Source organism: Streptomyces sp. 4N124 (assembly GCF_052245395.1).
GTDB lineage: Bacteria > Actinomycetota > Actinomycetes > Streptomycetales > Streptomycetaceae > Streptomyces.
In genome coordinates this window covers 1-26,044 of sequence record NZ_JBQQBS010000052.1, presented here as the reverse complement: position 1 = coordinate 26,044, position 26,044 = coordinate 1, and the positions used below count along the sequence as shown (strand labels likewise).

Sequence of the window (26,044 nt, the reverse complement as noted above, 5' to 3'; positions counted from 1 at the left end):
CCTGCGCCGTGCAAAGGATGGGGACTTCAGCCGTCCACGTGCGCAACCACCCAGTGACAGCGAGGTACCCCCTGGCCCGACATGATGGCCGAAATGCCGCTCTTGCGAAGGCCCGTGTGCATACCAGTACAAGGTTGGGGGGCAGAGTCGTCCAATACACCAGCCGTTGGGGGAAGCTGGATGCCACTGGACTGGGCAACAACCGTCACCACTGTGGGCGGGGTGGCCACTGCCTTGATCGGTGTGGTGGCCGGCTCATTGCTCACCAGCCGCAGCGAACGCACGCATTGGGCACGTGACAAGCAGATCGCCGCCTGCTCGGCGATCGTCGCCGAGTCCACCCGAATCCAACTCGCTCTGCGTCGCGCCTGGAAACACGGCGAGCCCGTGGACTGGGTGCCTTGGAACGTGGCCTTGGGAACGATCTGGCTGGTCGGCAGCCCCGCAGTCGTCGACGCCGCAGCACGGGTCGACGAAGTGTTCTGGGACTGCAGCGATCAGTTCATCCGGCAAGTCGTACCCGACGAGCAATCCTGGGGCGAGGCGCGCGACCGAATGGAAACCGCGCGGCTCCACTTCATCAACACCGCACGCCTTCATATCGATCCCCAGCGCTCACGACTCACCCAGGTGCCTGTCAGCCGGCCGTCCCAGCCGCGCCTTGCAGGCCCGGGCCCAGAAGGGGCCAGGGCGCCGGACGCCGCATAACCGCGATTCGTCCGTTCTCGTCCGGCTCGGGCTTTAGGCTCCGCGAGGGAGGGTACGAACGGGCCCCAAGTCGTTCGGCGGAATGTCCTGCTGCTGCCATCCCGTCGATCCGCGAGGTGACGTCCTCGGCCGCGACATAGGCGAACACGTCCTCCAGGGTCCGCAGCCGGATGCCACAGATGCGCGCCCGGCGTCACACAGTGGTGACGACCTCGTCGTAGGCCAGGCGCGGGCTGCGCGAGAACCAGGCGGCATCTCCGGGCGTGCCGATGTTGACCACGACCAGTACGGAGTGCTCGCCGTCACCGAAGAATTCCTTGTCGATCCCCTCGGCGTCGAACCCCGTCATCGGGCCGGCCGCCAGACCAGCGGCGCGGACGCCGACGATGAAGTAACCGACCTGCAACGCCGCATTGAGCGCAGCGGACCTCTCCCGCACCACGCGTTCGGCGAAGAACAGATCCTTGGCCTGCGGGAAGTGCGGGAACTGGGTCGGCAACTCCTCATGGAACTCGTTGTCCGCGGCGAGGATCGCGACCAGCGGGGCGGTGGCGGTCTTCTTCTGGTTGCCCTCGGCGAGATGCGGCACCAGCCGCTTCCGCGCGTCGTCGGAGCGGACCAGGACGATCCGCAGTGGCTGCTGGTTCATCGAGGTGGGGCCGTACTTGACGAGGTCGTAGATGGCCTCGATCTGGTCGTCCGTCACCGGCTCATCGGTGAAGGTATTGGCCGTCCGGGCCTCTCGGAACAGAAGGTCCTGGGCGGCGGGGTCGAGTGCGAGAGACATGACGTATCCCTATTTCGGCAATGGTGGATGGTGTGCGCAAATGAGTCGGGTGCTGACGCCCGGCAGATTCACGACGGTGATGGTGCGCCTGCGACTCGGGCGCGTTCGACGGGGACGCCGCCTGGACCGACGGCTTCGAAAAACCGGCGTCGACGCGGCCGCGCCCTGCGGTCCGCCGGCATCGCGACCAGCTTCGGTCAGGCGGCCGGCCGGGGGCATCGCCTATTCGAGCGATCCTTGCTGCTGCTGGATGGCCAACCGGAGCGCGCCACAAAGAACGCGGCCTGGATGAACTCCGCGATCCCTGGGCCGATGGCCTTCACCTGCCCGTCCGGGGCGAGCAGCACAGGGTGGTGCGGCGTGATGTCGGAGTGGATGCGGTGTGCCCGACGCGCGGGGCGGGGGATGGCATGGATGTGCCCGCCCCGTCCGCTGGCAAGGCATGTCTTCCGGGCGTGCGCAGCCGCGTGGCCGGATGCCGTGATCCCGGCCGTCGCGGAGGAAGAGGGCGTGCCGGGTGTGGACGCCTGGATCCTCCACATGCCGGCCGGCGACGTGTTCGCCGAGCAGTTCACCGCCCTGGAGGCGGTGGTAGAGCTGCCGTGGCCGGGACCGACGCTGGTGCCTGCGACTTCGTGTGTCAGCGCTCGAGCACGAGGGCGAGGCCCTGGCCGACGCCGATGCACAGGGTGGCGACTCCGACTCCACTGCCTTTGCGGGCGAGTTGGTGGGCGACGGAGCCGGCGAGGCGGGCGCCGGACGCGCCGAGCGGGTGGCCGAGCGCGATCGCGCCGCCTTGCGGGTTGAGGATCGCCGGGTTGAAGTCGGGCCATTCGGCGAGGCAGCCGAGGGCCTGTGCGGCGAACGCCTCGTTCAGCTCGAGCGTGGACAGGTCATCGAATGTCTTGCCGGCCCTGGCCAGGGCGCGGGTGACGGCCTCGACGGGGGCCAGTCCGAAGTAGTGCGGGTCGAGCGCGGAGACGCCGGTCGCGGACACGCGGGCGAGGGGTTCGCGGCCGGTGGCCTTCAGGCCCTCGGCGTCGACCAGGAGCAGCGCGGCGGCGCCGTCGTTGAGTGGGGAGGCGTTGCCCGCCGTCACCGTGCCGTTCTCCTTGCGGAAGGACGGCTTCAGCCTGGCCATGGCCGCCAATGACGCCTCGGCCCGTACACACTCGTCGGCGGCGAAGACGACCGGGTCGCCCTTGCGCTGCGGGATGGAGACCGGTGCGATCTCACTGTCGAAGAGCCCGGCCGCCTGCGCGGCGGCGGCCTTCTGATGGCTGTGCAGCGCGAACTCGTCCTGCTGCTCACGGCCGATCTGGTGTTTGTCGGCGATGAGTTCGGCCGACTCGCCCAGCGGGATCGTCCACTGCGGGTCCATGTTCGGATTCACCATGCGCCAGCCCAGGGTGGTCGAGTACATCTCCGCGTGGGCGGCGGGGAAGGGCCTGTCGCTCTTCGGCAGGACGTAGGGTGCGCGGGTCATCGACTCGACGCCGCCGGCCAGGGCGATGGAGGCGTCGCCGAGCGCGATGGCCCGCGCGGCCTGGATGACGGCTTCGAGGCCGGAGGCGCACAGCCGGTTGACGGTGACGCCGGGCACCGAGGTGGGCAGCCCGGCGAGCAGTCCCGCCATGCGGCCGACGTTGCGGTTCTCCTCGCCCGCGCCGTTCGCGTTGCCGAAGTACACGTCGCCGATCAGGGCCGGGTCCAACTCTGGTGTACGCGCGAGCAGTTCACGAATGGCATGCGCGCCGAGGTCGTCCGGGCGGACCATGGCCAGGGAACCGCTGTATTTGCCGAACGGCGTGCGGACCGCGTCGACGATGTAGACGTCCCGCAGTGTCATGACGAGAGCTCCTGGGTGATGTGAACCTTCGCGTCGGTCTTGCCCACGATGTCGTCGGCGCTCACGCCGGGCGCGGTCTCGACGAGGACGAGGCCGTCGCCGGTGACGTCGAGGACGCCGAGGTCGGTGATGATCCGGTTGACGCAGGACTTGCCGGTGAGCGGCAGTGCGCACTCGGTGAGGATCTTCGGCGAGCCGTCCTTGGCGTTGTGCGTCATCACGGCGATGACGGTGCGCGCGCCGTGGACGAGATCCATGGCGCCTCCGATACCGGTGATCATCTTGCCGGGGACGGCCCAGTTGGCCAGGTCCCCGCTCGCGGAGACCTGCATCGCGCCGAGCACGGCGACGTCGATGTGCCCGCCGCGGATCATGCCGAAGGAGAGCGAGGAGTCGAAGAAGGAAGCGCCGGGCAGGACAGTCACCGTCTCCTTGCCCGCGTTGATCAGGTCCGGGTCGACTTCGGCCTCGGTCGGATACGGGCCGGTGCCCAGGATGCCGTTCTCCGATTCGAGGATCACCTCGACGCCCGGGGGAAGGTGGTTGGGGATCAAGGTGGGCAGCCCGATGCCGAGATTGACGTACTGGCCGTCCTCCAGCTCGCGTGCCGCCCGCGCGGCCATCTCTTCCCGCGTCCACGCCATCAGCTGCTCACCGTCCGCTGCTCGATCTGCTTGTCCGTCGCCTGCTCGGGGGTGAGAGCCACCACCCGCTGTACGAAGATGCCCGGCAGGTGCACCGCGTCCGGGTCGATGTCGCCCGGCTCGACCAGCTCCTCCACCTCGGCGATCGTGACCTTGCCCGCCATGGCGGCCAGCGGGTTGAAGTTGCGGGTGGACTTGCTGAAGACGAGGTTGCCGTGCCGGTCGCCCTTCGCGGCCCGCACCAGCGCGAAGTCGGTGCGGATGCCGAGCTCCAGGAGGTATTGGGTGCCGTCGAACTCGCGAACCTCCTTCGGCGGCGAGGCCAGAGCCACGCCGCCCGAGCCGTCGTAGCGCCAGGGCAGCCCGCCGTCGGCGACCTGCGTACCCACCCCGGCCGGGGTGTAGAAGGCGGGGATCCCGGCGCCGCCGGCTCGCAGCCTTTCGGCGAGCGTGCCCTGAGGGATCATCTCGAACTCCAGCTCACCGGCCAGATACTGCCGGGCGAACTCCTTGTTCGCGCCGATGTACGACCCCGTCACCCGGGCGATCCGCCCGGCCCTGAGCAGCACGGCCAGGCCCGACTCCATCGCCCCGCAGTTGTTCGAGACCACGCCGAGCCCCGACACCCCCCGCTCGAACAGGGCCTGGATCAGCGCATTCGGCACACCGCTCAACCCGAACCCGCCCACCGCCAACGACGCACCCTCCGGCACATCCGAAACAGCCTCCAAAGCCGTGGCGACCACTTTATCCATCTTCTTTTGCTCTGCCTCTCGCCAATGTGGACCCATCGGACGCTGTTTTCCGTAACGCGACATCAAGAATTCGGCCGGGTTCTCTAATATCGTTGCGGGCGTCGTGGGAATTGTGGGACGGGCTTTGCCGCAGGCCCGCCCGGCTCCTCGCGGCCCACCTGACAGACACGTGCTTCCACGGTGCAACGCCTGGGCATCCATCGGCATCCCGCAGATGGGGGATATCGCATCAGATCCACAGGCCGCTGGGTCTATGCACGTCGCGCGAAAAGGGTATTCCCGCGCCGATCCGCGTTATCACTCACAGATCTTATTGACGCACATCATCCGAGTGCCGACGCTTTCCTCCATGAACACAGGAGTGGTAGGACCGAGGAAATTCTCATGAAGATATTCGTGCACCGGGGACAGATCACCAAGGTGGTCTTCGGCAGCGGTACGCGCAGCCGCATCCCGGAAGAGGCCGATGCTCTCGGATGCCGTCGGGTGCTCATCCTGTGCACACCTGGTCAGGTGGACCAGGCGGCGCAGATGCGCGACCTGCTGGGTGCCGCAGCAGCGGGAACTTTCGCCGAAGCGGCTGCGCACACCCCTGTCGACGTCACGGAGAAGGCGGTCGCGTACGCCAGAACCGTGGGAGCTGACTCCGTGCTCGCCCTCGGCGGTGGATCGACCATCGGCCTCGGCAAGGCCATCGCCGTACGGACCGGTCTTCGTCAGCTGGCGCTGCCCACCACCTACGCGGGCTCGGAGATGACGCCGATCCTCGGAGAGACCGAAGGCCGCAGGAAGACGACCCGACGGCTGCCGGAAGTGCTGCTCAACACGGTGGTGTACGACGTCGACCTGACGCTCACACTTCCCGTGGCGACATCGGTGGTCAGCGGCATCAACGCGATGGCGCACGCCGTCGAGGCCCTCTATGCACAGGACCGGGACCCGGTCGCCTTCTTGATGGCCGGTGAAGCACTCGACTCCCTCATCCGATCCCTTCCGGTCGTCGCGCGGCGTCCGGACGACGTAGCGGCGCGGGCGGATGCGATGTACGGGGCGTGGCTGGCGGGCACGTGCCTCGGCACGGTGGGCATGGCCCTGCATCACAAGGTGTGCCATGTGCTGGGCGGCACGTTCGGGCTTCCGCACGCTGAAACCCATGCCGTTGTCCTGCCGCACGTGGTCGCCCACAACGGGCCGGCGGCCCCGGAGGCCATTGCGCGCATCGCGCAGGCGCTGCGGGGGGACGACGCCGCGAGCGGTCTCTTCGACTTCGCCGGGCGGCTCGGCGCCCCCCGGGCGCTGCGGGACCTCGGCATGCCGGAATCGGGGATCGAGCAGGCGGCCGAACTCGTCATGAGGGACGGCTACTGGAATCCGCGACCAGTGGACCGGATCGCTGTCCGCGCCCTGCTGACACGCGCCTGGGCCGGGGAAGCGCCGTCGACCTCACCCGGCAACGAAGATCCTCAGTCCGACTCCGTCATCGAAGCCTCGACCACAAAGGGAGCACGCCATGCGTGATCTGACCAGCGACACCATCACCGAGGCCGTGATCTCGACCATGCAGGACACCAAGGACTCCCGCCTCGCGGAGATCATGGAATCGCTGGTGCGGCACGTCCACGCCTTCGTCCGTGACGTGGATCTGACGGAGGAGGAGTGGGCCCGGGGAGTGGACTTCCTGACTCGCACCGGGCAGATGTGCACCCCGACGCGCCAGGAGTTCATCCTGCTGTCCGACGTGCTGGGCGTCACCATGCTGGTCGACGCCCTGAGCAATCGACGCCCTGCCGAAGCCACACAGAACAGCGTCCTCGGCCCCTTCTTCAGGGACGACAGGCCGCAGCACCCCGACGCCGCCGACATCTCCGGAGGATTGCCCGGTACCCCGCTGTTTTTCGAGGGACGAGTCGTCGACCGTGAGGGAGCGCCGGTGGCCGGCGCGGCGGTGGACGTGTGGCACAGCGACGCGGAGGGCCACTACGACGTGGATGTGCCCGGCCGGGTCGACCCGGCCATGCGCGCGCTGTTCCGGACCGACGAGACGGGACACTTCGGTTTCCGTTCCATCCGCCCGTCCAGCTACCCGATACCCGGTGACGGCCCGGTCGGCGAGATCATGGGCGCGACCGGCCGGTCGCTCATGCGTCCCGCCCATGTGCACCTGCTGATCGAGGCTCCGGGATTCCAGCGCGTGACCACCATGCTGTTCCCTTCGGACGACCCGTACCTGGATGCGGATCCGGTGTTCGGGGTCAAGGAGTCGCTGGTCGCGTCCTATGACACGTACGCGGCCGACACCGGGCCCAGCCGCGGGCTGACCGACGTGCCGTACACCCTGCTGCGCCACACCTTCGTCCTCGAATCCCTCCCCGCGGACTGAGCGTCACCCCGCCGCTTACGCAGTCGGCTGTCTGCACGCCATGAACGAGGACCGGCGCGCGACTTGACCCGGAACTCGGCGAAGCACGATCCGGTCACCCCGCGCGCCGACCTCGCGTACGTCACAGGGCAGCCGCCCCGCCGCCTTCCCACCCCGCTCGAACGATCAAGCCCGCCAACACACCCAGCAAGACGGTGAGTTCACCCAGCGCCCTGCCCAACAAAGGCCGACGCCCTTCCCGACTTTCACGGAGGTCCTGCGATGACTGAAACCCTTGACATGACCGTCGATTTCCGCGCCACGATGAGCCGGCTCGCCACGGGTGTCAGCGTGATCACCACGTGCTCCGGAAGCACGCCCATCGGCATGACGGCGAGTGCCGTGTCCGCCCTCTCCCTGGCCCCGCTCCAGCTGCTCGTCTGCATCGGCAACCACCTGTACACGCGGACCGCGATCGCGGAACACGGCCGCTTCGCCGTCAATGTCCTCGGCGAGGACAGCGAGCACCTGGCGCGGAACTTCGCCGTTTCCAAAGCGGACAAGTTCGCGGGTGTCGAGACCTTCGACGACCACGGCGTGCCGGTGTTGAAGGACGCCATAGCGACTGTCGTGTGCGACGTCGCCGAGGCGCTCCCCGGTGGCGATCACACCATCTTCGTGGGCGACGCCCGCCAGTGGGCACACAAGGCAAACTGCCGACCGCTGCTCCACTTCGCGGGCGGCTTCGGCACGCTCAGGGCTGCGCACTAGTCCTGGCAGCAGCGGTTCGAACCAGGCCGCCTGGCCCGTGACCGGGCCGGCCACCGCCCCCGATGTCCGGCTCCTGCGAGGCGAGCTGTGGACGTCGGGGGCTCCGCTCGTTTCGACGACCCCACGGAGAGTGTGATGACCAGCTCCGTTGCGGCATTCAAGCTGCATCCTGCGGCCCAGCCCCCGCATCTTCTGACCCGCCCGCGTCTGCTGCGCCGGCTTGACGCGGCGACCGAGCCCGTCGTGGTGCTCTCCGCGCCGGCCGGCGCCGGCAAGACGGTGCTCCTGACCGAGTGGTCGCGCCGCCTGGTGGCTCGCGGAGAGTGCGTCTGGCTCAGCCTGGACGGCTACGACAACGCCCCGGGCCGGCTCTGGTCCTGCATCCTGCGGGCGCTGCACCAGGTACTGCCGGACCTGCCCGCCCGCCTCGACGGCGAAGGGTGGACGGTCGATGCGTGGCTCGAGGAGATCCTGCCGAGTCTGGTGAGCGGACTGGGCGCGCAGAGGCCGCTCACGCTGATCCTCGACGGACTGGAATCCATCACGGACGTCGACGCGGTCCGCAGCCTGGGGGACTTCCTGACAAGGCTTCCCCACGGATTCCGCATCATCGTGTCGACCCGGCACCTCCTCGGAAGCCCGCTGCCGGCTCTGCGCGCCCGGGGCCTGGTCGCCGAACTCGACCAGCACGACCTGGCCTTCACCCCTGAGGAAGCACAGGCCGTGCTCACCGGTCTGCTCGGATCCGCTCCGAGCGCGGACACGTCGAGCGCGCTGTATGAGGCCACCGAGGGATGGGCGGCGGGGCTGTGCATCATGGGGCGCGCTCTCGCCCGGTCCGTGAACGAGGCCGATATGGACAGGGAGTTGGCCCGCGGCAGGCAAGCGGTCTCCGAGTACCTGGCCGGCGAGGTCCTCTACCGGCTCACCACCGAGCAGCGCGAGTTCCTGCTGCGCACCAGTGTCCTTGACGAGCTGAGTGCCGGGCCATGCCAGGCCCTCGCCGGGGAGCGGGCGGGCGCGGTGCTGCGTGAACTCGCGCGGACCGTGCAACTGCTCGTGCCCGCCGCCGATCCGTCGGCGTACCGGCATCACCGAGCACTGTCACTGCTGCTGTCCGACGTCCTGATGTCCGAAGGGCCGGACGCTGTCGTGTCCCTGCACCGGTCGGCGGCTCAGTGGTACGCCCGGCGGAGGGAGACGACCGCGGCAGTACGGCACTGGGTGCTGGGCGGCGATGAACCCGCGGCCGTCGCGTCGGTCCTCGACGGCTGGGAGGAGGCGGTCTCGGCAGGCCGTAGTGCGGAGGTCACGCATTGGCTGGACCTCTTGCCGCCCCGCATGGTCGCCTCCGACGGGAGATTGTGCGTCGTGGCGGCAATGGCGGCTCTGTCGGGGGGCGCCCCGGAAACGGCCCGGCGCTGGCTGGATGTGGCCCAGCTCAGGCACACGGGATCGGAGACGGTCGGCGAAGGCAGCACGGTGTCCGCGGCGGCAGCCGTCGCTCAGGCCGTGGCCTGCTGTCTGAAGGGCGAGGTGCTGACCGCCGACCGTCTCGGCGAATCCGCCGTTGCCGGCACCATGCCGTTGACTTCCTGGCGTGCCCTGGCCTGTACGGCCCGGGGTACCGCTCTGCTGTGGACCCGCCGGTACGAGGAGGCGGAGGCGCTGCTCGGCGAGGCGACCCGTGACGCGCACGCCGCCGGGCACGGTTTGGTGCTCGTCCGCGCGCTGGGCTTGCGGGCGGTGTGCGCGCTGCTCGCCGGACGGCACGAGCAGGCGCGCATTCTGAGTGACGAGGCACTCCGGGCCGCCGCGACGGCCGGTCTGGGCGGGCACTTCGTCGCCATGTCCGCCTACATCGGCCAGGCCGGCGTACTCCTCGAAGAGGGAGACATCGATGAGGCCGAACGGGCTCTGGCCGACGCGGAAGCGGTGCTGGCGGGCTCGCCCCGGACCGGAAGCGAACCCCAAGTACGCGCCCTGTGCCACGTCACGCGGGCGCGGCTGGAGAATGCGCGGCACAACACGGACGCGGCCCGGGATGCCCGGGAGGCGGCCGAGCGGGCAGCGGCCCGGTGCGAGTCGTCAGGAGCACTGACGGATCTGCTCGGCCGAGTCGGTGAGGACACGGCCGTGACGCCTGCCGCCCCCGGTCCCCAGGACCTGTCGCTGGGGGAGCTCCGAGTGCTCCGGGCCCTGTGCGGTCCGCTGACGCTGCGGGAGATCGCCTCCGAGCTCTATGTCTCCCACAACACGGTCAAGACACAGGTACGGGCCATCTTCCGCAAACTCGACGCGCACGACAGGAACGCAGCGGTCGCAAGGGCCCGGGAGCGCGGTGTGCTCTGACCCGGGCCCTCGTATTCTGCTTACTTGGCGTCCTGGCGTCGGGCGTAGTCCGCCTGAGCCGTGTACGCGGTCTCCTTCTCCTCCTCCACCTTCTCGATGCCGCAGACCTTGCGCGCGAGGTCTGCCATGACGCCGCTCGGGGACATCTCGGCGCGCTTCATAGTGAGTGTGCGGATGGCCAGCAGGGGCGTTCCGTTGAAGTTCTCGAAGGTGCTGATGCGGTCGCCCCAGTCGGACAGGAACAGGTCGCGGATCACGCGGCTGATCTTCAGCCGGTCATGCGGCCTGCCGACCGGTCCGGTCTGCAGCGCCTCCAGCCACGGCCGCAGTTCGGGCCGCTGCCACTGCCCCTCGGTCGGGAAGATGAGCGAGGCACGACCGGCCAGGTCGACTATCTCGTGGGCCATCTCGGCGACGTTCTCGAGGTAGTACGCCCGCCCGAAGTCGAACATCAGGACGTTCGGCTTATAGAGGCCGCCGGGAGTGTGGAACCCTTCCTCTTCGGAAGCGACCACATGTGCCTTGAGTGTCTGGTGGAAGCCGGCGAACCGGGAGATCCGGGTCTGGACCGGCGGCAGCTGGTAGGTGCCGATGTGCTCGGTGACCAGCAGGGCCAGACCGAGCATCAGCTCGGCGCGCACCATCTGCCGGACCAGGGCCTGGTAGTGCAACCAGTCGAAGACGCGCTGCGGGTACAGCGACGCGTGCTTGGGGTTACCGATGTGGAACACCTGGTTCCAGGGGATGAACACGTCCTCGAACACGATGACGCTGTCCAGCTCGTCACCCTGGGAGGCGAGCGGGTGCTCAACCTCCTCCCCGTCCCGGACGTTGCTCTCGCGGCAGATGATGGTGACGCCGGGAGTGTTGGGCTTCACGGCCCCGAAGATGATCTGCTCCGGCAGAATGCCGGGGCGGTAGAAGACGCCGATGTGGATCCAGTCGCCGAAGGCCGCACCGGTGCCGATCGCCTTCACGCCCCGCACGGTGATGCCCTCGTCAGAGGTGCCGACCACCTGCAGGGCGGGGGACTCGGCCTGGGCGGAATCGCGTGAGCGGTCCGTCTGCGGGTCGACGAACGCCGGCGTCGTGTTGAGGTCGCCCTCCCGCACCAGGTTCCAGAAGTCGAGGATCCCCTTGGTCAGGTCCCTCCCGTCGGTGCCGACGGACTGGCTGCTCCAGGGCTCCGGGTCGTCGACGTAGGTCAACAGCACGTAGTTGTTGACATCCGGGGTGCGCGGGGTCGCCCCGCCACCCGTTTCCCGCAGGACCGTCTCCATATAGCGCCGCTTGCGCTTCAGGTCATCCTTGGAGCGGTGCTGGAACCACGTCATGGACCGCCGGACGCCGTCCTCATCCACGAACGTCATGACGTCCTGGAGGTCCGGGCGGTGGTGCAGGTCGTAGAAGTCCGCGAGGCTCCGGGCGTACGCCCGGGTCTTGGGGTGCGTGGCCACGTTGTCGACGAGTTCGTCGCCCACCCACACCGTGCGGCCGTCGTTCAGTGCTGCCAGGTATTCCTTGCCTGTACGCACGTGGTGCTCCTCTCCAGGGGCAATCCGGATGGCACGGAGCATGCGTCGCGGCAGGGTGAGAGGACGGCGCACAACCGGCAATCACCCGGGTGAAAGCGGCGATCCCCCGGGGTAGCGACGTTGAGGGCGGATGCGGCCGTGCGCCATGCTTCCCCCATGAGCAGCACAGACCCCGCCGACGACCAGGACGGTGGGCGTGGGAACCAGGCCATGACCGGGCTGTGCCTGCGGGGACGGGACCGCGAGATCGTGGTTGTCCGTGAGGCCCTGGACGCGGTGCGTGGCGGACGGGGCGCCTGTGTCGTCGTGGAAGGCGCGTCCGGAGTCGGCAAGAGCCGGTTGCTCGCGGAGCTGGACGGGATGGCGCGGCGGCTCGGGTTCGATGTGGTGTCGGTACGGGCCGATGAGCTCGACCAGTACGCGGCAGGAGCCGCACTGCAGTCCGCCTTGCAGTCCTCCGATGGTTCCAACCGGGCCGCCGCAGCCACCGACGACCAGCGGCTCTGGCTGCTGGACAGCATCACGGACGCTCTGGAGGACCGGGCTCAGCGCGCCCCGGTGGCCGTGGTTGTGGACGACGCTCAGTGGGCGGATCCGGCTACGCTCTTCGTGCTCCGCACCCTGCCAGGACGACTGGCCGCCTCGCCGGTCCTGTGGGTCCTGGCAGTACGGTCGGACACCGAGCGACCGACAGTGGCCAGGGTGCGGGAGGACCTCGAACGCCTCGGAGCCCGATGGCTGACCCTCGGCCCCCTGCCACAGCAGGAGCTGCAGTACATCGCGGCCGATGTCCTCGGGGCGAGCCCGTCACCCGGTCTGGCCAGGCTCCTGCGAAGCGTCGCGGGCAATCCCTTCCTGGCGATTGAACTGGTGCGCGCTTTCGCCGACACGGATGCCGTCAAAATGGAGGCGGGCGAGGCGAGCCTCCTGCACGACGGCATCCCCAGGAGTTTCCGGCGGAGTATCGCCGGGCGTCTGGACCGGCTCCCGGAAGATGCCGTGCGCCTGCTCCAGATCGGGTCGGTCCTCGGCCGCGAATTCGACCTCGGCACGGCCGCTCGAATGCTCGGCAGGCACGTCGGCAGCCTCCTGTCCGGCGTCGAGGCCGCCCTGAACGCCGGCCTCCTCTCAGCCGACGGCCCGCGACTCGCCTTCCGTCACGACCTCATACGGCAGGCCGTCCACGAGAACCTGCCTCTGGCCGTACGGACCGCTCTCCACCGGGAGGCGGCCGACAGCCTGCGTGTCGTCGGGGCGCGATCGGCCGAGGTTGCCTGGCACGTCGTCATGTCGGGCGGCCCGGTCGACGACGATGCCGTGACCGCGCTGACCACCGCCGTACGGGAACTGTCGTCGTCGGCCCCCGACGCGGCTGCGGACTTGGCTCAGCGGGTCGCCGGACTGCTGCCCCCACAGGATCGGCATCGCATCTCCCTGCTGATCGATGCCGCCGAGTACCTCGGCCGGACCCGCCGGGTTCACGAGGCGCTCGACCTGGTCGACGCCACTCTGCCGGAAGGTCTTGAGCCACTGCAGGAGGCATACCTGCGCTTGGTGGCCGCCGAGATCCACCAGGCCGCGGGCGACGATGCCGCCGCGATGACACACCTCCAGCAGGCCCTGGAACTTTCGGCGCTACCGCCCGACCTGCGCGTCCGGCTGCTGAAGACCAAGGCGACGGGCCACGTGTACCTCGGGGACATCACCGCTGCCGAGCAGACCGACACCGGCCTGGTCGAGGCCGCCTACCAGAGCCACGATCCGGCCGTCGTCGTCAGCGCCATGGTGTTCCAGTCGCAGACATTCTTCTACCGCGGGCACCTGACCCGCGCCCTCGAGCTTGCCGAGGAGGCCACCCGACGCGTCGGCACCCAGTCCGGCGCGCTCTACCTGCGGCCCCCGCGGATTCCGGCGCTGTGGCTGGCCACCGTGCTGACCACCACCGACCGGCTTGCGGACACCGAGCGGATTCTGCGGGAGGGACAGCGCGAAGCGGAGGCGCTGGGCCTCGGCTGGTCACTTCCCCACTGGCATGCCGCCCGTGCGTGCGCACTACTCGAACAGGGAGCGCTGGACGACGCGGCTGTGGAGGCCGAGGCCAGTTTGATGGTGGCGGACGAGCTCGAGATCACTCTGCCGAATCCGCAGGCCCGTTCCGTGCTGGCATTGGTGGAGATCAGACGCGGTGACCTCGCCAAAGCCAGGGACCACCTCCGCGCCGCGGAAACCGGTTCCGGCACGAAAACGCAGCGGTACGGCCCTTGGGTTGCTCTGGCGCGCGTCGGCCTGGCGGACGCAGAGGGCGAAGGCGGCGAGGCGGCGGCACTCACGGGAAGCTTCGCAAGCCGTGAGCCGACGCGGCTGCTTGCGGTACCTCCGTCCCACTGGCCCGGGATTGTGCGCATCGCGCTTGGGGACGAGGACCCGTCGGTCGCACAGGCCGTGTCCGGCGCACTGCGCAGCCTGACTGCACAGGACGAGAGCCGGCAGATCATTGGGGCGGTCCGCGCACACGTGGACGGCCTGCTCGACCGCGACCCGCGTGCGCTGCTGTCCGCCATCACCGGCTACCGGAGCACCGGCAGGCCGTTGGCCCTGGCGGCGGCCTGTGAGGACCTCGGCGAGCTCATGGCGGCATCGGCCGATACGACGCCGGCGATCCCGTACTTCGAAGAAGCGGGTCAGCTGGCGTCGGCCGCAGGAGCCGGGCGTGATCAAGAACGCATCAGGCGGCGCCTGCGCCGGCTCGGCGTGCGCACCGCCCCCGTGCGGCACCACATGGCCAGCCCCCAGGGGTTGGGGAGCCTGACCGAATCCGAGCAGAAACTGATCCCGCTCGTCGTTCAGGGCCTCACCAACCGGGCCATCGCCGACCGGCTCTACGTGTCCGTGCACACCGTCAACACCCACATGAAGCACATCTTCACCAAGCTCGGCATCAACTCGCGGGTCGAGCTGACCCGGCTGGCGATCGAGCGGGGCACCAGCGCCGACGGGGCCGACTGAGCGGTGCACCCACCGCGGGGCACGGCGGCAATGATCCCTTGAATGGGTGACGCCCGGCTCCGGCACCGCCCGTGATGCTGGATGCAACGGCGTGGCCTCCGGCACGGCACCGTCATTCGCCCCTCCGGACCGCGACGTACTCGACTCCATCAGTGAGTTGATCACAATCGGACGCTTCAGCGACCGAGTCGCGCCGCTCTCGCAGACCCGCGCCGCGTACGAGGCGCGCGCGAAAGGAGCACTGGCGTGGCAAGGCCGTCACCCATGTCGCCGACGGATGGTCAACCGCAGCCCAAAGCGGTAGGGCCCGGCGCTCCTACCAGCACCGAGCGCGGATACCGCGGCCAACTCCGGGCTGCCGTGACCGCGAGCGCGGCCCCGCACGGATACACACTGGCACTGTGGACCGCCACCGCGGTGACGTCGTCCGAGCAGGGCGCCCCAGGGGCAGCTGAAGTCCTGGCGCTCCTTGCCGGCGCGACGCTCGCCTTCGTGGCGTTGGCCGCTGCAGCCCACGGAGCTGCGCCCATGACACCGGACCGGTCCGCCCATGCCGGCACGCGGATCTGGGCGGCCTTCCATCTGCCCATGGCGGCTTGCGCCGCGTTGGTCAGCCTGCTGCTGACACGGTGCTGCTCAGGGCCCCTCCTGTGGGGGCTGGTCGGCACGACCACGACTGCCGTGTACCTACTGGGTGTCAGCGCCCAGTTCCTCTGCTTTGCAGTTCGCCATGACACCCAGCAGACACAGACACTCACCCGCAAGAGGTTCACCACCCCCCTCGCGCTCGACCCCGCAGCCCAGGACTTTCTGTTCCGGCAGGCAGGGACCGTCAACTCCTTCGCCGACGAGCCAGTAACGGACGATCAGATTGAGGCCATCTACGACCTCATCAAGTACGCCCCCACCTCGATGAACCAGCAGCCTTTGCGTATCGTGCTGGTCCGATCCGTCCAAGCGCGCGAGCGCCTGGCCAAGCACCTGTCCGAGGGCAACCGCAACAAGACGGCGGCCGCCCCGCTCGTCGCCATCCTCGCCGCGGACCATGAGTTCCACGAGGAACTGCCCAGCCAGTTCCCGCACTTCCCACAGGCCAAGGATCTCTTCGCCGAGCGTGCCGTGCGCGAGCGGTCCGCGAATCTCAACGCGCTCCTCCAGGTCGGCTACTTCATCATCGGCGTCCGCGCCGCCGGCCTGGCCGCAGGACCGATAACCGGCTTCGACGCAGAAGGCATCGACAAGGAATTCTTCAGCGACGGCGAGCACTCGGTCCTCGCCGTCGTCAACATCGGCAGGCCGGGCGAGAACGCGCGGTGCGCACGCTCCCCACGTCTGACGTATGCGCAGGTGGTCACCACCGTCTGATCGAAGGCAACGGTTGGCCGGCTGCACCGCGTCGGTGCCCAGGCGTGACCGCGTCAGCGCGCCGCCGGATGAACTGCCTGACGCCGATCTGCCCGGCTCAGCACGTCCAAGCGAAAGCCCTGCCCAACTCCAGGTTTGCACTGGCGACTTCGCACAGCACAGGCAAGCGAGTGACGCAGGTCACTCAAAATGCGTCTCGCAATTTGAGACGGCTGGTCGCCGTGAGGGTCGAACACTCGCACGTAGCCCCTCCGATTGGGCGCTTTGCCTCGACTTAGGGCACGCGGAGGGCACGCCACCTTCAGATTGGTCTAGACAACAAACAAACCCCAGGCCAATGACCTGGGGTTTCATCATGGAGCGGGTGACGAGAATCGAACTCGCGCTCTCAGCTTGGGAAGCTGATGTTCTACCATTAAACTACACCCGCGTAAGACGCCGGTCGGTGCCGGTGTCGGAACGCGTGGTCACTTTACCTCATGTCGGGCCCCCGGTGCTGAAGCCGTGGGGCCCGAGGGTGTTTTGAGGGGGCGATGGGGCTGCGGGGGGCGGGAGTTGGGGCGTACGGTGGAGGGGTGGAACAGGGTCTGGGTGGGGTCGGAGTGCCCCCTGGATGGCCGTCCCTTTCATCCCGTAATGTGGCCTCTCGTCGTCCGGCGGGCAGCAGTCGGACGCGGCTCTTGGGGAAGGGACTCTAGGACTTGATGGAGCGCACCGTCGTCCGTTGTGCCGATGGGCACGTGTTCAGCACCGGATCGTTCCCGATGCAGCAGGCCGACCGCCTCGGACCCGGACGGCTCGTCCGATGTCCGCGGTGCGCCCGGCTCCGCAGTGTCGTGCCGGTGACTCTTGAGAAGCGGTAACTCGCGGTAAGCAGTAAGCAGTACGACAGTGCGCGCGGAGTCCGCCGATTGTGGTGGCTCCGCGCGCCTTGCGTATCCTCGGGACGTGCTTCTCTCAGACAAGGACATCCGGGCCGAGATCGACGCCGGACGAGTTCGGATCGATCCCTATGACCAGACCATGGTGCAGCCGTCCAGCGTCGATGTGCGGCTGGACCGGTACTTCCGGGTGTTCGAGAATCACCGGTACCCCCACATCGACCCCTCCGTCGAGCAGGCCGATCTGACGCGGCTGGTGGAGCCGGAGGGTGATGAGCCCTTCATCCTCCACCCCGGCGAGTTCGTTCTCGCCTCGACGTACGAGGTCATCACCCTCCCTGATGATCTCGCCTCCCGGCTGGAAGGCAAGAGTTCCCTCGGGCGGCTCGGCCTGGTCACCCACTCCACCGCCGGCTTCATCGACCCCGGTTTCTCCGGGCACGTGACGCTGGAGCTGTCCAACCTCGCCACGCTCCCCATCAAGCTCTGGCCCGGCATGAAGATCGGCCAGCTGTGCATGTTCCGGCTCAGCTCGCCCGCCGAGTTCCCGTACGGCAGCGAGCGGTACGGGTCGAGGTACCAGGGGCAGCGCGGGCCGACCGCCTCCCGGTCCTTCCTCAACTTCCACCGGACACAGGTGTGACGGCGGCATGGACGGCGGCATGAGCGGCATACGGGAGAACCTGACCTACGAGGCGTTCGGCACCGCCGTACGCGAACTCGCGCAGGTCATCGCCGACGACGGGTACGAGCCCGACATCGTCCTCAGCATCGCCCGCGGCGGCGTCTTCGTGGCCGGCGGGCTCGCCTACGCCCTCGACTGCAAGAACCTCCACCTGGTGAACGTCGAGTTCTATACGGGAGTGGGCACGACCCTCGAAATGCCCGTGATGCTCGCCCCCGTTCCCAACGCGATCGACTTCACCGACAAGAAGGTTTTGATCGCCGACGACGTCGCCGACACCGGCAAGACGCTCCGGCTCGTCCACGACTTCTGCGTCGACCATGTCGCCGAGGTGCGGTCCGCCGTGATCTATGAGAAGTCCCACTCCCTCGTGAAGTGCGAGTACGTGTGGAAGCGCACCGACGAGTGGATCAACTTCCCGTGGAGTGTCCTGCCGCCCGTGCACCGGTCGGGGGAAGCGGTCAGGGCGAACACGGAAGCGCTCTGACCTGCGCGGACTGGACGTACGTACGGTAAAAATGTGGTGAAGCGTTGGCCAACGCCGTACGCTTCCTCTGATCGATCTGAATCGATCCATTTGATCCATCTGATCAAGCGAGAATCCCGTGGGGGGACATTCATGCGCGCACTCACGCGCCTTGCCCTGCTCGGCACCAGCATCGCGCTGGTCGCCGGTGCGACCGGTGCCACCGCCGCGCAGGCGGCGGACGGCGGCTCGGGCAACATCACGATCGACAAGGTCGTCGTCAACGGCGGCAAGCCGGTCGTGGTCGGTACCACCAACGTCGTGTCCGCCAAGGTCTCGGTGACCGCGTCGGACGACTCGGGCATCGAGGAGACGACGTACATCCACGGCTCCGGTCCGCGTCCGAACTACGCGCAGATCTGGTACGACGACGGTGACATCACCTGCGTCGAGGTGAGCGCCACCACGTCGACCTGCACGGGCATTCTGACGTTCGACCCGCAGGCGGCGACCGGCTTCGTCAACAACGCGGCGGCGGCCACCTGGGACCTCGCCACGCTGGTCTCCGCGAACGACGCCAACTACATCCACCGGGACGCGGCCACCACGTTCAAGGTGCAGCGCAACTCGAAGCTGACGGTCAACGCCTCGCCGGAGCCGGTGCGGAAGGGCAAGACGATCACGGTCACCGGCAAGCTCTCCCGGGCCAACTGGGAGGACAACCTGTACCACGGCTACACGAACCAGCCGGTGAAGCTGCAGTTCCGTAAGAAGGGCAGCACCACCTACACCACGGTGAAGACGATCAAGTCCAACTCGACGGGCAACCTCAAGACGACCGTCACCGCCTCCACCGACGGCTACTTCCGCTACAGCTTCGCGGGTACGGCGACGACTCCGGCGGTCAGCGCGGCCGGTGACTTCGTCGACGTCCAGTAGTCGACGTCCTCGTCCTGTAGGCGACGTCCAATAGCCTGGCGCCCCGTGCCGCGATGAGTTCCGGCCGGGGCGCCAGTCTGTTCTGGTGACCGACGTACGAGACTTCACGGAGGACACCATGACGACCACTCCGGACGACTCGACCACCACGCTGCCCGGCCGCCCACCCGTCGTCGACCTGGCCACCTGGCAGGCTGCCCGTGACGAGCTGCTGGTCCGGGAGAAGGCCCATACGCGCGAGGGCGACGCCATCGCCGCGGCCCGCCGCCGGCTGCCGATGGTGGAGTTCGACGGGACGGTCGAGGTCGTCGGGCCCGACGGGCCGGTTCCGTTCCTGGAACTGTTCGAGGGCCGCGACGAACTCGTGGTCTACAAGCACATGTGGTACGACGGCGCACCGCACCAGGGGCAGTGCGAGGGCTGCACCACCACGGCCTGGCACATGAAGGACGCCGTCTACCTCCATGCCCGTGGCGTCTCGTTCGCCGTCCTGACGACGGGCCGCTGGGAGGAGGTGGCCTCCTACGTCGAGTTCATGGGCTACACCCAGCCCTGGTACTCGGTGCGGGACGTGGACGAGCCGGTCGGCGGAGACATGGGGTACATCGCCTGTTTCCTGCGCGACGGCGACCGCGTGTTCCTCACCTACTCCACGACGGGCCGCGGCAACGAGCCGGTCAACGGCTCCCTCGGCCTCCTCGACATGACGCCCTACGGCCGCCGCGAGGGGTGGGAGGACAACCCCGAGGGCTGGCCCGAGGCCCCTGAGGCCGGCGCACCGGTCGGTGGCCATGGCGCTCCGATCTGCTGGTACTGGCGCACGGACGCGGACGGCAACGCCACCTGGGGCCCGACCGGCCGCCCGGTACCGCAGTGGACCCGCCCCGGCGCGACCCCGGTGCAGACCCTTGGCCGGCAGGGCCACCATCACTGACGCGCACGCGTCCCCAGGCAACACAAGAGAGGGGCTCCCGGCGCGCACCGCCGGGAGCCCCTCTCCGTACCGCTCGGAAAACTAGAACGTACCCAGCTTCACGATCGACAGGATCGCGATCAGCTGGATCGCGGACGCGCCGAGGGCCTTGGGCCACGGGAGGTCGTGGGAGCGCCTGACCATGACGGTGAGCAGGGCGCCTGCCGCTACCCAGGTGGCCCAGCCGAGGAGCTGGACGAAGGGGGCGTCGCCGCCGAGGAACATGGCGACGATGAGGCGGGGGGCGTCGGTGATGGACATGATCAGCATGGAGAGGCCGACCGTGGGCTGCCAGGCGCCGTCGCCGCCGAGCTGGCGGGCCAGGGTGTGGGTGACCACGCCCAGGACGAAGGCGGACAGGACCATCGCCACCGCGGTGGTCAGGACGATCGGGACCGCGTTCGAGAGGGTCGCGTTGATCGCTTCCTCGCGGGCGCCGTCGAAGCCGAAGACCGCCAGCAGGCCGTAGAGGAAGGTCACGATCAGGGCGGGGCCCCACATCGTGTAGTCGCGCATCTGGAGGAAGGTCTGGTTGGGGGCGACGACTATGCCCCTGAGCAGCGCCTTCCAGTGCAGCCGCGGCCCGATGGGGGCGGCCGGCGCGGTCGAGCCCGCGTGGTACGTCTCGCCCTGGTTGTACGGCTCCTCGCCGACCGAGAACGCCTGGGTGTGACCGGGGTGGTTGGCCGCGTACGGGTCCGGCCCGGGGTGGGGTGCGTACCCGCCGCCGTCGCCGAAGTACTCCGGCTCGTCGTAGCCCCCCGCGCCCCGGCCGCCGCCCTGGCCGCCGTTGCCCTGCGGCCACTGCGGTTGCGGGGCGTACGGCTGCTGCGGCGCCGTGGGATTGCCGTACGGCGGACCCTGCGGGGCCTGTCCGTACGGAGGTTGTTGCGGTCGCGCGTGAGGAGCGCCGTTGCTTCGGCCGCGTCCGATCCTGAATCCAGCCACGTCTTCGAACGTACCTGGTTCCTGAGAGTCCCGTGCCGGGCCCGGGGTTTCGGGCCCGGCTTTGCGGCCGAGCTGTGACATCCCCTAAGGGGGAGATGGTGCTGTTCTCGGTGGTCGGTCAGGGTGTCGCCCTAGGGACGCGCTCCTGGACCAGCCGTGTCAGCCGGTGAGTGCGGCGCCGAACGCCCCGTACGTGCGCGACAGCCCGAACGTGCCCGGGCCGAAGGACTTCGCGCCGGTGGTGGTGATGCCGCTCGCGGAGCCCCGCAGCGCGGTCACCGCGCCGACGCCCTCGTCCTCGAAGCCCGCCGTGATCGTCAGCTCGGCGCGGCCGTCCTTGGAGACGTCGGTCAGCAGGACCTCCGAGCCGAAGTAGTCCGTGGACTCCGCGGTGCCGGGGACGCCGGGGGTGTTCTGGGAGAACGTGCGGGCGCCGGTGCGGGAGACGCCGGAGGCCGAGCCGTTCATCAGGACGACGAGGCCCGTGTCCTCGGCCGCGCCGATGTCCTTGAAGGTGACGCCGATGGCGAGTTCGCCGTAGCCGTCGCCGTTGACATCGCCGATGGAGAGGGAGCCACCGAAGGCGTCGCGTGCCTTGTCGGTGCCGGGAACTCCCGTGGAGGACTGGGTGAGTTCGGCCATGGGGGCGTCGCCGTTGATCGGGCCGCCCGCGCTGCCGCGGATGACGACGACCTGGCCGCCGAGGGTGCCGGTGTGGTCGTCCTCCTGCTCGAAGACGTTGCCGATGGCGATCTCGTCGTAGCCGTCGCCGTCGATGTCGCCGAGGGCCAGCGTGGTGCCGCCGTTCAGCGGGCGCGGCTGGGTGACGACGACGCCGGTGGAGGCGCCGAGGTAGGCGGCGCCCTTGGACCAGCTGCCCGACTCGTGCGAGTCGAGCGCGGTGCGGTAGGTGAGCACCAGGTCGGCCTTCTTGTCGCCGTTGGTGTCGCCCGCGTCGATCGCGTCGATGCCGAACTCCGCCTTCTGAGGCGTGGTGACCTTCTGCGTGCCGCCGGTGGTGCCGGACTTGGTGAAGCCGCCCTTGACGATGTACGCGTACGAGGCGCTGGTGCCGGAGGCCAGGTCGGCCTTCTTGTCGCCGTTGAAGTCACCGGCGGCCAGTACGGTGCCCCAGCCGTCGGCCCTGGTGGGGGTCGGGTCCTTCACGGACGTGCCGTTCTTCAGGCCGCTCGCCGAGCCCCACAGCACGGTGATCGAACCGGCGCCGTTGTTCTCGCCGGGGGCGCCCACCGCGAGGTCCGTGTAACCGTCACTGTTGAGGTCGGCCACGGCGAGCGCCTGGCCGAAGGTGTCCTCGACCTCGGCGGTGCCGGGGACGCCGGCGGTGTTCTGGCTGACGACGGTGCGCTTGGCGGTGTTGAGGCCGGAGGCGCTGCCGTAGACCACGGCGACATAGCCGGCCATGCCCTTGCCGGCGACCTTCGCGTAGGGGGCGGCGAAGGCGACGTCGCCGTAGCCGTCGCGGTTGAAGTCCGCCTCGTAGGCGCGGGGCGAGGTGGCGGCGCTCGCCGTGGAGGCCGAGAAGGTGAGCAGCCCGCCGGTCAGCGCGGCGGCGGTGACCGTCGCGAGGGCGAGTCTTCGGTGGTGTCTGATCATGGGGGGCTCCTGAGGTCACATGGGATGTGGTGGGTGGCGGGGTCGGCTGCCCGGCGTTGATCCGTAGCCGGATGGCGTCGGCTAACCCGCCAGGTCCGTGCCGAACGCCCCGCCCTGGGACGTCGACAGGCCGAGCTTCGTCGGGGAGAAGGAGAAGGAGCCCGTGGCTGCCGCCTTCGGGAGGAACCAGGCCGCTCCCGCTGGGTCGTTCTCCTGGGCGCCGATGGCGGTGAGGTCGGTGCGGCCGTCGCGGTTCACGTCGGAGGCCAGCAGCGTGGAGCCGAAGCCGTCGCCCCACTCGTTCGCGCCGGGGATTCCGGCGCTGTCCTGCGTCAGCCGGACCGCCCCCGTCGTGGTCAGGCCGGACGGCGAGCCCTTGAGCAGCGTGATCGAGCCCGCCTCGGAGTCGCCACGTGCGCCGACGGCCAGCTCGCCGTAGCCGTTGTTGTCGAAGTCGCCGATCGCCAGCGCCTCGCCGAACCTGTCGCCGTACGCGGAGGAGTCCGGGACGCCCGCGGTGTTCTGGGTGTACGTGACGCGGCGCGTCGCGCTCGGGCCCGAGCCGGTGCCGTAGATCACGTGGATCTTGCCGCCTTTGGAGGCGGACGGCTCGGTGTCGGGCTCGGCCGGGTTGCCGAGGACGATGTCGCCGTAGCCGTCCTTGTCCAGGTCGCCGATCGTCGCCGCCCAGCCCGGGCGCAGGCTTGCCGCCTTGCTGAGGCCGCTCGACGTGCCCCGGTAGTACACGGCGGTCGCGAGGGGCTGGTCCCCGGTGGGCTTGAGGCCGGTGACCACGAGGTCGGCCTTCGTGTCGCCGCTGACCCGGCCCGCGGTCAGCTGGGGCCGGTCGACGCCCGGAGCGTACGACGAGACCGCGCCCGTCGATCCGGACTTGGTGAACGGGCCGCGGATCAGCCGGATCCGGAACGGGGAGGTGCCCGAGTCGCTCTGCGCGGAGATCGCCAGGTCCGGCTTTCCGTCGCCGGTGAAGTCGGCGGCGGCGATGCTCAGGCCGAAGTAACTGCCGTACAGGGGCTGCGGGTTCTTCACCGTCGTAGCACCCGACAGGCCATTGCTCGACCCCCAGACGATGGCGACCGTGCCCGCGTGTTCCATCTCGCCCGTCTTCTCGTACTGCGCGCCGACGATCAGGTCGCAGTAGCCGTCGCGGTTGAGGTCGGCGGCGGCGATCTGGTGGCCGAACTCGTCGTCGGTCTCGGCGCTGCCCGGAATACCGGCCGTGTTCTGGCTGATGACCGTCCGCTTGGCCGGGTCCGGCCCGCTCGCCGTGCCGTACACGACGGCGACCTGGCCGGCCCATGACTTGCCGCTGACGGTGGCGGCCGGGGCGGAGATCGCCACGTCGCGGTATCCGTCGCCGTTGAAGTCGCCCTGGAGGCCGGAGGGGGCGGCGGAGGCGGGGGTGGTGAGAGCCAGGGGGACGATGCCCGTGACGGCGAGCGCAGCCAGGGCTGTCGTGGTGCGCAGGGGGTGCTTCACGTCTGTGTGTCTCCGTGTCCGGTAAGTCGGTGATTCGATGATTCGGTGAGTGCGGTGTCAGTCCGCCAGCCTCGCCCCGAAGGAGGAGCGGGCGCCCAGGCCGAGTTCGGCGGCCGTGAGCAGCGACGAGCCCGCGCCCGTCGGACCCGACGCGGTGCCGCGCAGGAGGTGCAGGCGGCCGATCTCAGGGGCGGTGGCAACCAGTTCGGCGCGGTTGTCGCGGTTGTAGTCGCGCAGCAGGACCGAGGTGCCGAGCATCGCGAAGTCGGAGGTCTCGCCCTCGACTCCGGCGGTGGCGTAGCTGTACTGGCGGGCGTTCCTGCCGGTGAGACCTGACGTGCCGCCGCGCAGGACGGTGACGGCGCCCGCGTGGGACGTAGTGTCCCCGGTGACCTCCCACGAGCTGCCCACGGCCAGGTCGGGATAGCCGTCGGCGTTCGTGTCCCAGGCCGACACGTCGCTGCCGAAGCTGTCACCGGGCTCGGAGACATCGGGCACGCCGGCCGTGTTCTGGCTGAGGGTCTTGACCGTGGAGCTCGGCCCGGTGGACGTGCCGCGCAGGACGTGGACCACGCCGCCCCTGCCGCCGCGGGGGATGCCGACCGCGAGGTCGCCGTAGCCGTTCTTGTCGAAGTCGGCGATCTGGGCGCTGATGCCGTAGACGTCGGAAGACGAGGGCAGGCCGGTCTTCTTGGCGGGTTTTGCGGGGCCGCCCGCGCCGCCCCGGTAGAACCAGACACGGTTGGTCCGGGTGTCCGCGTCCCAGCCGATGACCGCGAAGTCGGCGGTGCCGTCCTTGGTGACCTTGCCGGAGACGACGAGTTCGGGCTTGATGTCCTCGCCGTGGACGGGGTCGAGGTTCGTGGCGGCGCCGCGCGCGCCGGACTTGGTGAACGGGCCGCGCAGGTACCAGATGTGGTCGTCGTCGACCGCGACCATGTCCTGCCTGCCATCGCTGTTGAAGTCCCCGACGGCGAGGTCCTTGGCGAAGCCGCAGTTCTCGCAGGCGGGGTTGTGGTGGGAACTGCCGCGCGTCAGGCCGCGCTTGGAGCCCCACAGGACGGTGAACGTGCCGTGGTAGGAGCCGTCCGCCTCGCCGGGTGCGGTGGCGATGACGTCGCCGTATCCGTCCTTGTCGAGGTCGACCGTGGTGATGTCGGTGCCGAAGGAGTCACCCGTCTCCGCGGTGCCCGCGACGTTCGGCGTGTTCTGCGTGACGACGGTGCGCTTGGCGGTGTCGAGCCCCGACGCCGAGCCCCATACGACGACCACCGCGCCGGCCTCCTTCTTGCCGCCCACGGTGGCGGTGTGGTCACCGAGGGCCAGGTCGCGGTAGCCGTCGCCGTTGAAGTCGTCCGCGTACTTCGCGGCCGCCGCGGCGGCGGGCGGGGCCAGCAGCGGCGGCGCGACGGAAGCGAGAAGCGCGACGGTCAGCAGGCCGGCGGTGCGCTTGCGCAAGAGGTCTCCATCGGTCGGGCGGTCGGGAGCGGTCAGAGGGCTCGCGATGGTGTGACACTCGGCAAGGCATGCGGGTTGTGCGGGAATTGCGTGAACTTTTGAGGCTGCTGTGACCTCAGGGGCCCAGGAAGACCGATGTGGAGAACGTGACGGACGGGCGGGGCGCGACCAGCCCGTCTCGCCGGCCCGGATAGACGGCGATCGTGTCCTTGGTCTCGCCCTGATACGTCCGTACGGCCAGGTCCGCGCGCCCGTCGCCGTCGAAGTCCGCGGCGGTCAGGACGCGGGTGGTGCCGCGGGCGGCGGGCTCGACGGTCACGGTCGGTGCCGTGGACAGTCCGGCCGTACGACCACGGAACAGCCGTAGCCGCGAGCCGCTGGACACGAGGTCGTCCCGGCCGTCGCCGTCGAAGTCGGCGGCCATCAGCATGGAGCCGGGGGTGGGG

The 26,044-nt window shown here is 69.3% G+C and carries 20 protein-coding genes, 1 tRNA gene and 1 pseudogene; 11 read left to right on the top strand and 11 right to left on the bottom strand.

The features are described 5' to 3' along the window. The first annotated feature begins 180 nt into the window (after positions 1–180). Positions 181–708 carry a hypothetical protein gene (locus tag ACTWQO_RS36930; RefSeq protein WP_443241746.1) on the top strand — a complete coding sequence of 176 codons (528 nt, stop codon included), beginning with the start codon at positions 181–183 and terminating at the stop codon, positions 706–708. Between the two features lie 193 nt (positions 709–901). On the opposite strand, the gene ACTWQO_RS36925 is transcribed toward ACTWQO_RS36930, so the two are convergent. From ACTWQO_RS36925 to ACTWQO_RS36910, 4 genes are all read right to left on the bottom strand, one after another. Beyond that, positions 902–1,495 carry a malonic semialdehyde reductase gene (locus tag ACTWQO_RS36925; RefSeq protein WP_443241745.1) on the bottom strand — a complete coding sequence of 198 codons (594 nt, stop codon included), beginning with the start codon at positions 1,493–1,495 and terminating at the stop codon, positions 902–904. Between the two features lie 640 nt (positions 1,496–2,135). Beyond that, positions 2,136–3,338, bottom strand: a complete 1,203-nt coding sequence (locus ACTWQO_RS36920; protein ID WP_399477037.1) for a thiolase family protein — start codon at positions 3,336–3,338, stop codon at positions 2,136–2,138. A 2-nt stretch (positions 3,339–3,340) separates the two neighbouring features. Next, positions 3,341–3,988, bottom strand: a complete 648-nt coding sequence (locus ACTWQO_RS36915; RefSeq protein WP_443241744.1) for a CoA transferase subunit B — start codon at positions 3,986–3,988, stop codon at positions 3,341–3,343. Next, the gene (locus tag ACTWQO_RS36910) at positions 3,988–4,743 is read right to left on the bottom strand and encodes a CoA transferase subunit A (RefSeq protein WP_443241743.1); all 756 of its coding nucleotides are present in this window, start codon (positions 4,741–4,743) and stop codon (positions 3,988–3,990) included. Before ACTWQO_RS36910 ends, ACTWQO_RS36915 begins: the two co-directional genes overlap by 1 nt. Before the next feature lie 384 nt (positions 4,744–5,127). On the opposite strand from ACTWQO_RS36910, the gene ACTWQO_RS36905 reads away from it, so the two are divergent. The 4 genes from ACTWQO_RS36905 to ACTWQO_RS36890 all read left to right on the top strand — a co-directional run bounded on the left by ACTWQO_RS36905 (position 5,128) and on the right by ACTWQO_RS36890 (position 10,225). Next, the gene (locus ACTWQO_RS36905) at positions 5,128–6,261 is read left to right on the top strand and encodes a maleylacetate reductase (RefSeq protein WP_443241742.1); all 1,134 of its coding nucleotides are present in this window, start codon (positions 5,128–5,130) and stop codon (positions 6,259–6,261) included. Further along, entirely contained in the window at positions 6,254–7,123 is an 870-nt protein-coding gene (locus ACTWQO_RS36900) for a dioxygenase family protein (RefSeq protein WP_399476918.1), read from the top strand. The genes ACTWQO_RS36905 and ACTWQO_RS36900 overlap by 8 nt, the downstream gene beginning before the upstream one ends. A gap of 261 nt (positions 7,124–7,384) precedes the next feature. Then, positions 7,385–7,873 carry a flavin reductase family protein gene (locus ACTWQO_RS36895; RefSeq protein WP_399476919.1) on the top strand — a complete coding sequence of 163 codons (489 nt, stop codon included), beginning with the start codon at positions 7,385–7,387 and terminating at the stop codon, positions 7,871–7,873. Positions 7,874–8,008: 135 nt separating this feature from the next. Beyond that, positions 8,009–10,225: an AAA family ATPase gene (locus ACTWQO_RS36890; RefSeq protein WP_443241741.1), complete on the top strand. Its 2,217-nt coding sequence runs from the start codon at positions 8,009–8,011 to the stop codon at positions 10,223–10,225. Between the two features lie 20 nt (positions 10,226–10,245). Here ACTWQO_RS36890 and ACTWQO_RS36885 read toward each other — a convergent pair whose 3' ends face one another. After that, positions 10,246–11,760 carry a 4-hydroxyphenylacetate 3-hydroxylase family protein gene (locus tag ACTWQO_RS36885; protein ID WP_399476921.1) on the bottom strand — a complete coding sequence of 505 codons (1,515 nt, stop codon included), beginning with the start codon at positions 11,758–11,760 and terminating at the stop codon, positions 10,246–10,248. A gap of 156 nt (positions 11,761–11,916) precedes the next feature. Here ACTWQO_RS36885 and ACTWQO_RS36880 point away from each other — a divergent pair, with 156 nt between their 5' ends. Both ACTWQO_RS36880 and ACTWQO_RS36875 read left to right on the top strand, forming a co-directional pair. After that, a complete protein-coding gene (locus tag ACTWQO_RS36880; protein ID WP_443241740.1) occupies positions 11,917–14,766 on the top strand; it encodes a helix-turn-helix transcriptional regulator in 2,850 nt (949 codons plus the stop codon). A 780-nt stretch (positions 14,767–15,546) separates the two neighbouring features. Then, a pseudogene (locus ACTWQO_RS36875) lies at positions 15,547–16,131 on the top strand (malonic semialdehyde reductase); the annotation flags it as partial. Between the two features lie 356 nt (positions 16,132–16,487). On the opposite strand, the gene ACTWQO_RS36870 reads toward ACTWQO_RS36875, so the two are convergent. Further along, positions 16,488–16,561 (bottom strand) — tRNA-Gly (locus tag ACTWQO_RS36870). A 518-nt stretch (positions 16,562–17,079) separates the two neighbouring features. Here ACTWQO_RS36870 and dcd point away from each other — a divergent pair. The 4 genes from dcd to ACTWQO_RS36850 all read left to right on the top strand — a co-directional run bounded on the left by dcd (position 17,080) and on the right by ACTWQO_RS36850 (position 20,036). Then, positions 17,080–17,655 (top strand): dCTP deaminase, encoded by a 576-nt coding sequence (gene dcd, locus ACTWQO_RS36865; RefSeq protein WP_210579796.1) that lies wholly within the window; start codon positions 17,080–17,082, stop codon positions 17,653–17,655. 19 nt (positions 17,656–17,674) lie between these two features. Continuing rightward, positions 17,675–18,184 (top strand): phosphoribosyltransferase, encoded by a 510-nt coding sequence (locus tag ACTWQO_RS36860; protein ID WP_443241739.1) that lies wholly within the window; start codon positions 17,675–17,677, stop codon positions 18,182–18,184. A 132-nt stretch (positions 18,185–18,316) separates the two neighbouring features. Continuing rightward, on the top strand, positions 18,317–19,102 hold the full coding sequence (locus ACTWQO_RS36855; RefSeq protein WP_443241738.1) for a calcium-binding protein: 786 nt from the start codon (positions 18,317–18,319) through the stop codon (positions 19,100–19,102). A gap of 118 nt (positions 19,103–19,220) precedes the next feature. Next, positions 19,221–20,036 (top strand): DUF899 domain-containing protein, encoded by an 816-nt coding sequence (locus tag ACTWQO_RS36850; RefSeq protein WP_443241792.1) that lies wholly within the window; start codon positions 19,221–19,223, stop codon positions 20,034–20,036. A gap of 81 nt (positions 20,037–20,117) precedes the next feature. Here the strand turns inward: ACTWQO_RS36850 and ACTWQO_RS36845 are convergent, their stop codons facing one another. From ACTWQO_RS36845 to ACTWQO_RS36825, 5 genes are all read right to left on the bottom strand, one after another. Then, positions 20,118–21,104, bottom strand: coding sequence for a Yip1 family protein (locus ACTWQO_RS36845; protein WP_443241737.1), 987 nt, complete (start codon positions 21,102–21,104; stop codon positions 20,118–20,120). 78 nt (positions 21,105–21,182) lie between these two features. Then, on the bottom strand, positions 21,183–22,640 hold the full coding sequence (locus tag ACTWQO_RS36840) for an FG-GAP-like repeat-containing protein (protein ID WP_443241736.1): 1,458 nt from the start codon (positions 22,638–22,640) through the stop codon (positions 21,183–21,185). 81 nt (positions 22,641–22,721) lie between these two features. Then, positions 22,722–24,140, bottom strand: coding sequence for an FG-GAP-like repeat-containing protein (locus tag ACTWQO_RS36835; protein WP_443241735.1), 1,419 nt, complete (start codon positions 24,138–24,140; stop codon positions 22,722–22,724). Positions 24,141–24,197: 57 nt separating this feature from the next. Then, positions 24,198–25,598: an FG-GAP-like repeat-containing protein gene (locus ACTWQO_RS36830; RefSeq protein WP_443241734.1), complete on the bottom strand. Its 1,401-nt coding sequence runs from the start codon at positions 25,596–25,598 to the stop codon at positions 24,198–24,200. A 115-nt stretch (positions 25,599–25,713) separates the two neighbouring features. Continuing rightward, positions 25,714–26,044: FG-GAP repeat domain-containing protein (locus tag ACTWQO_RS36825; protein WP_443241733.1), on the bottom strand; the 331-nt coding region annotated here is incomplete at its 5' end.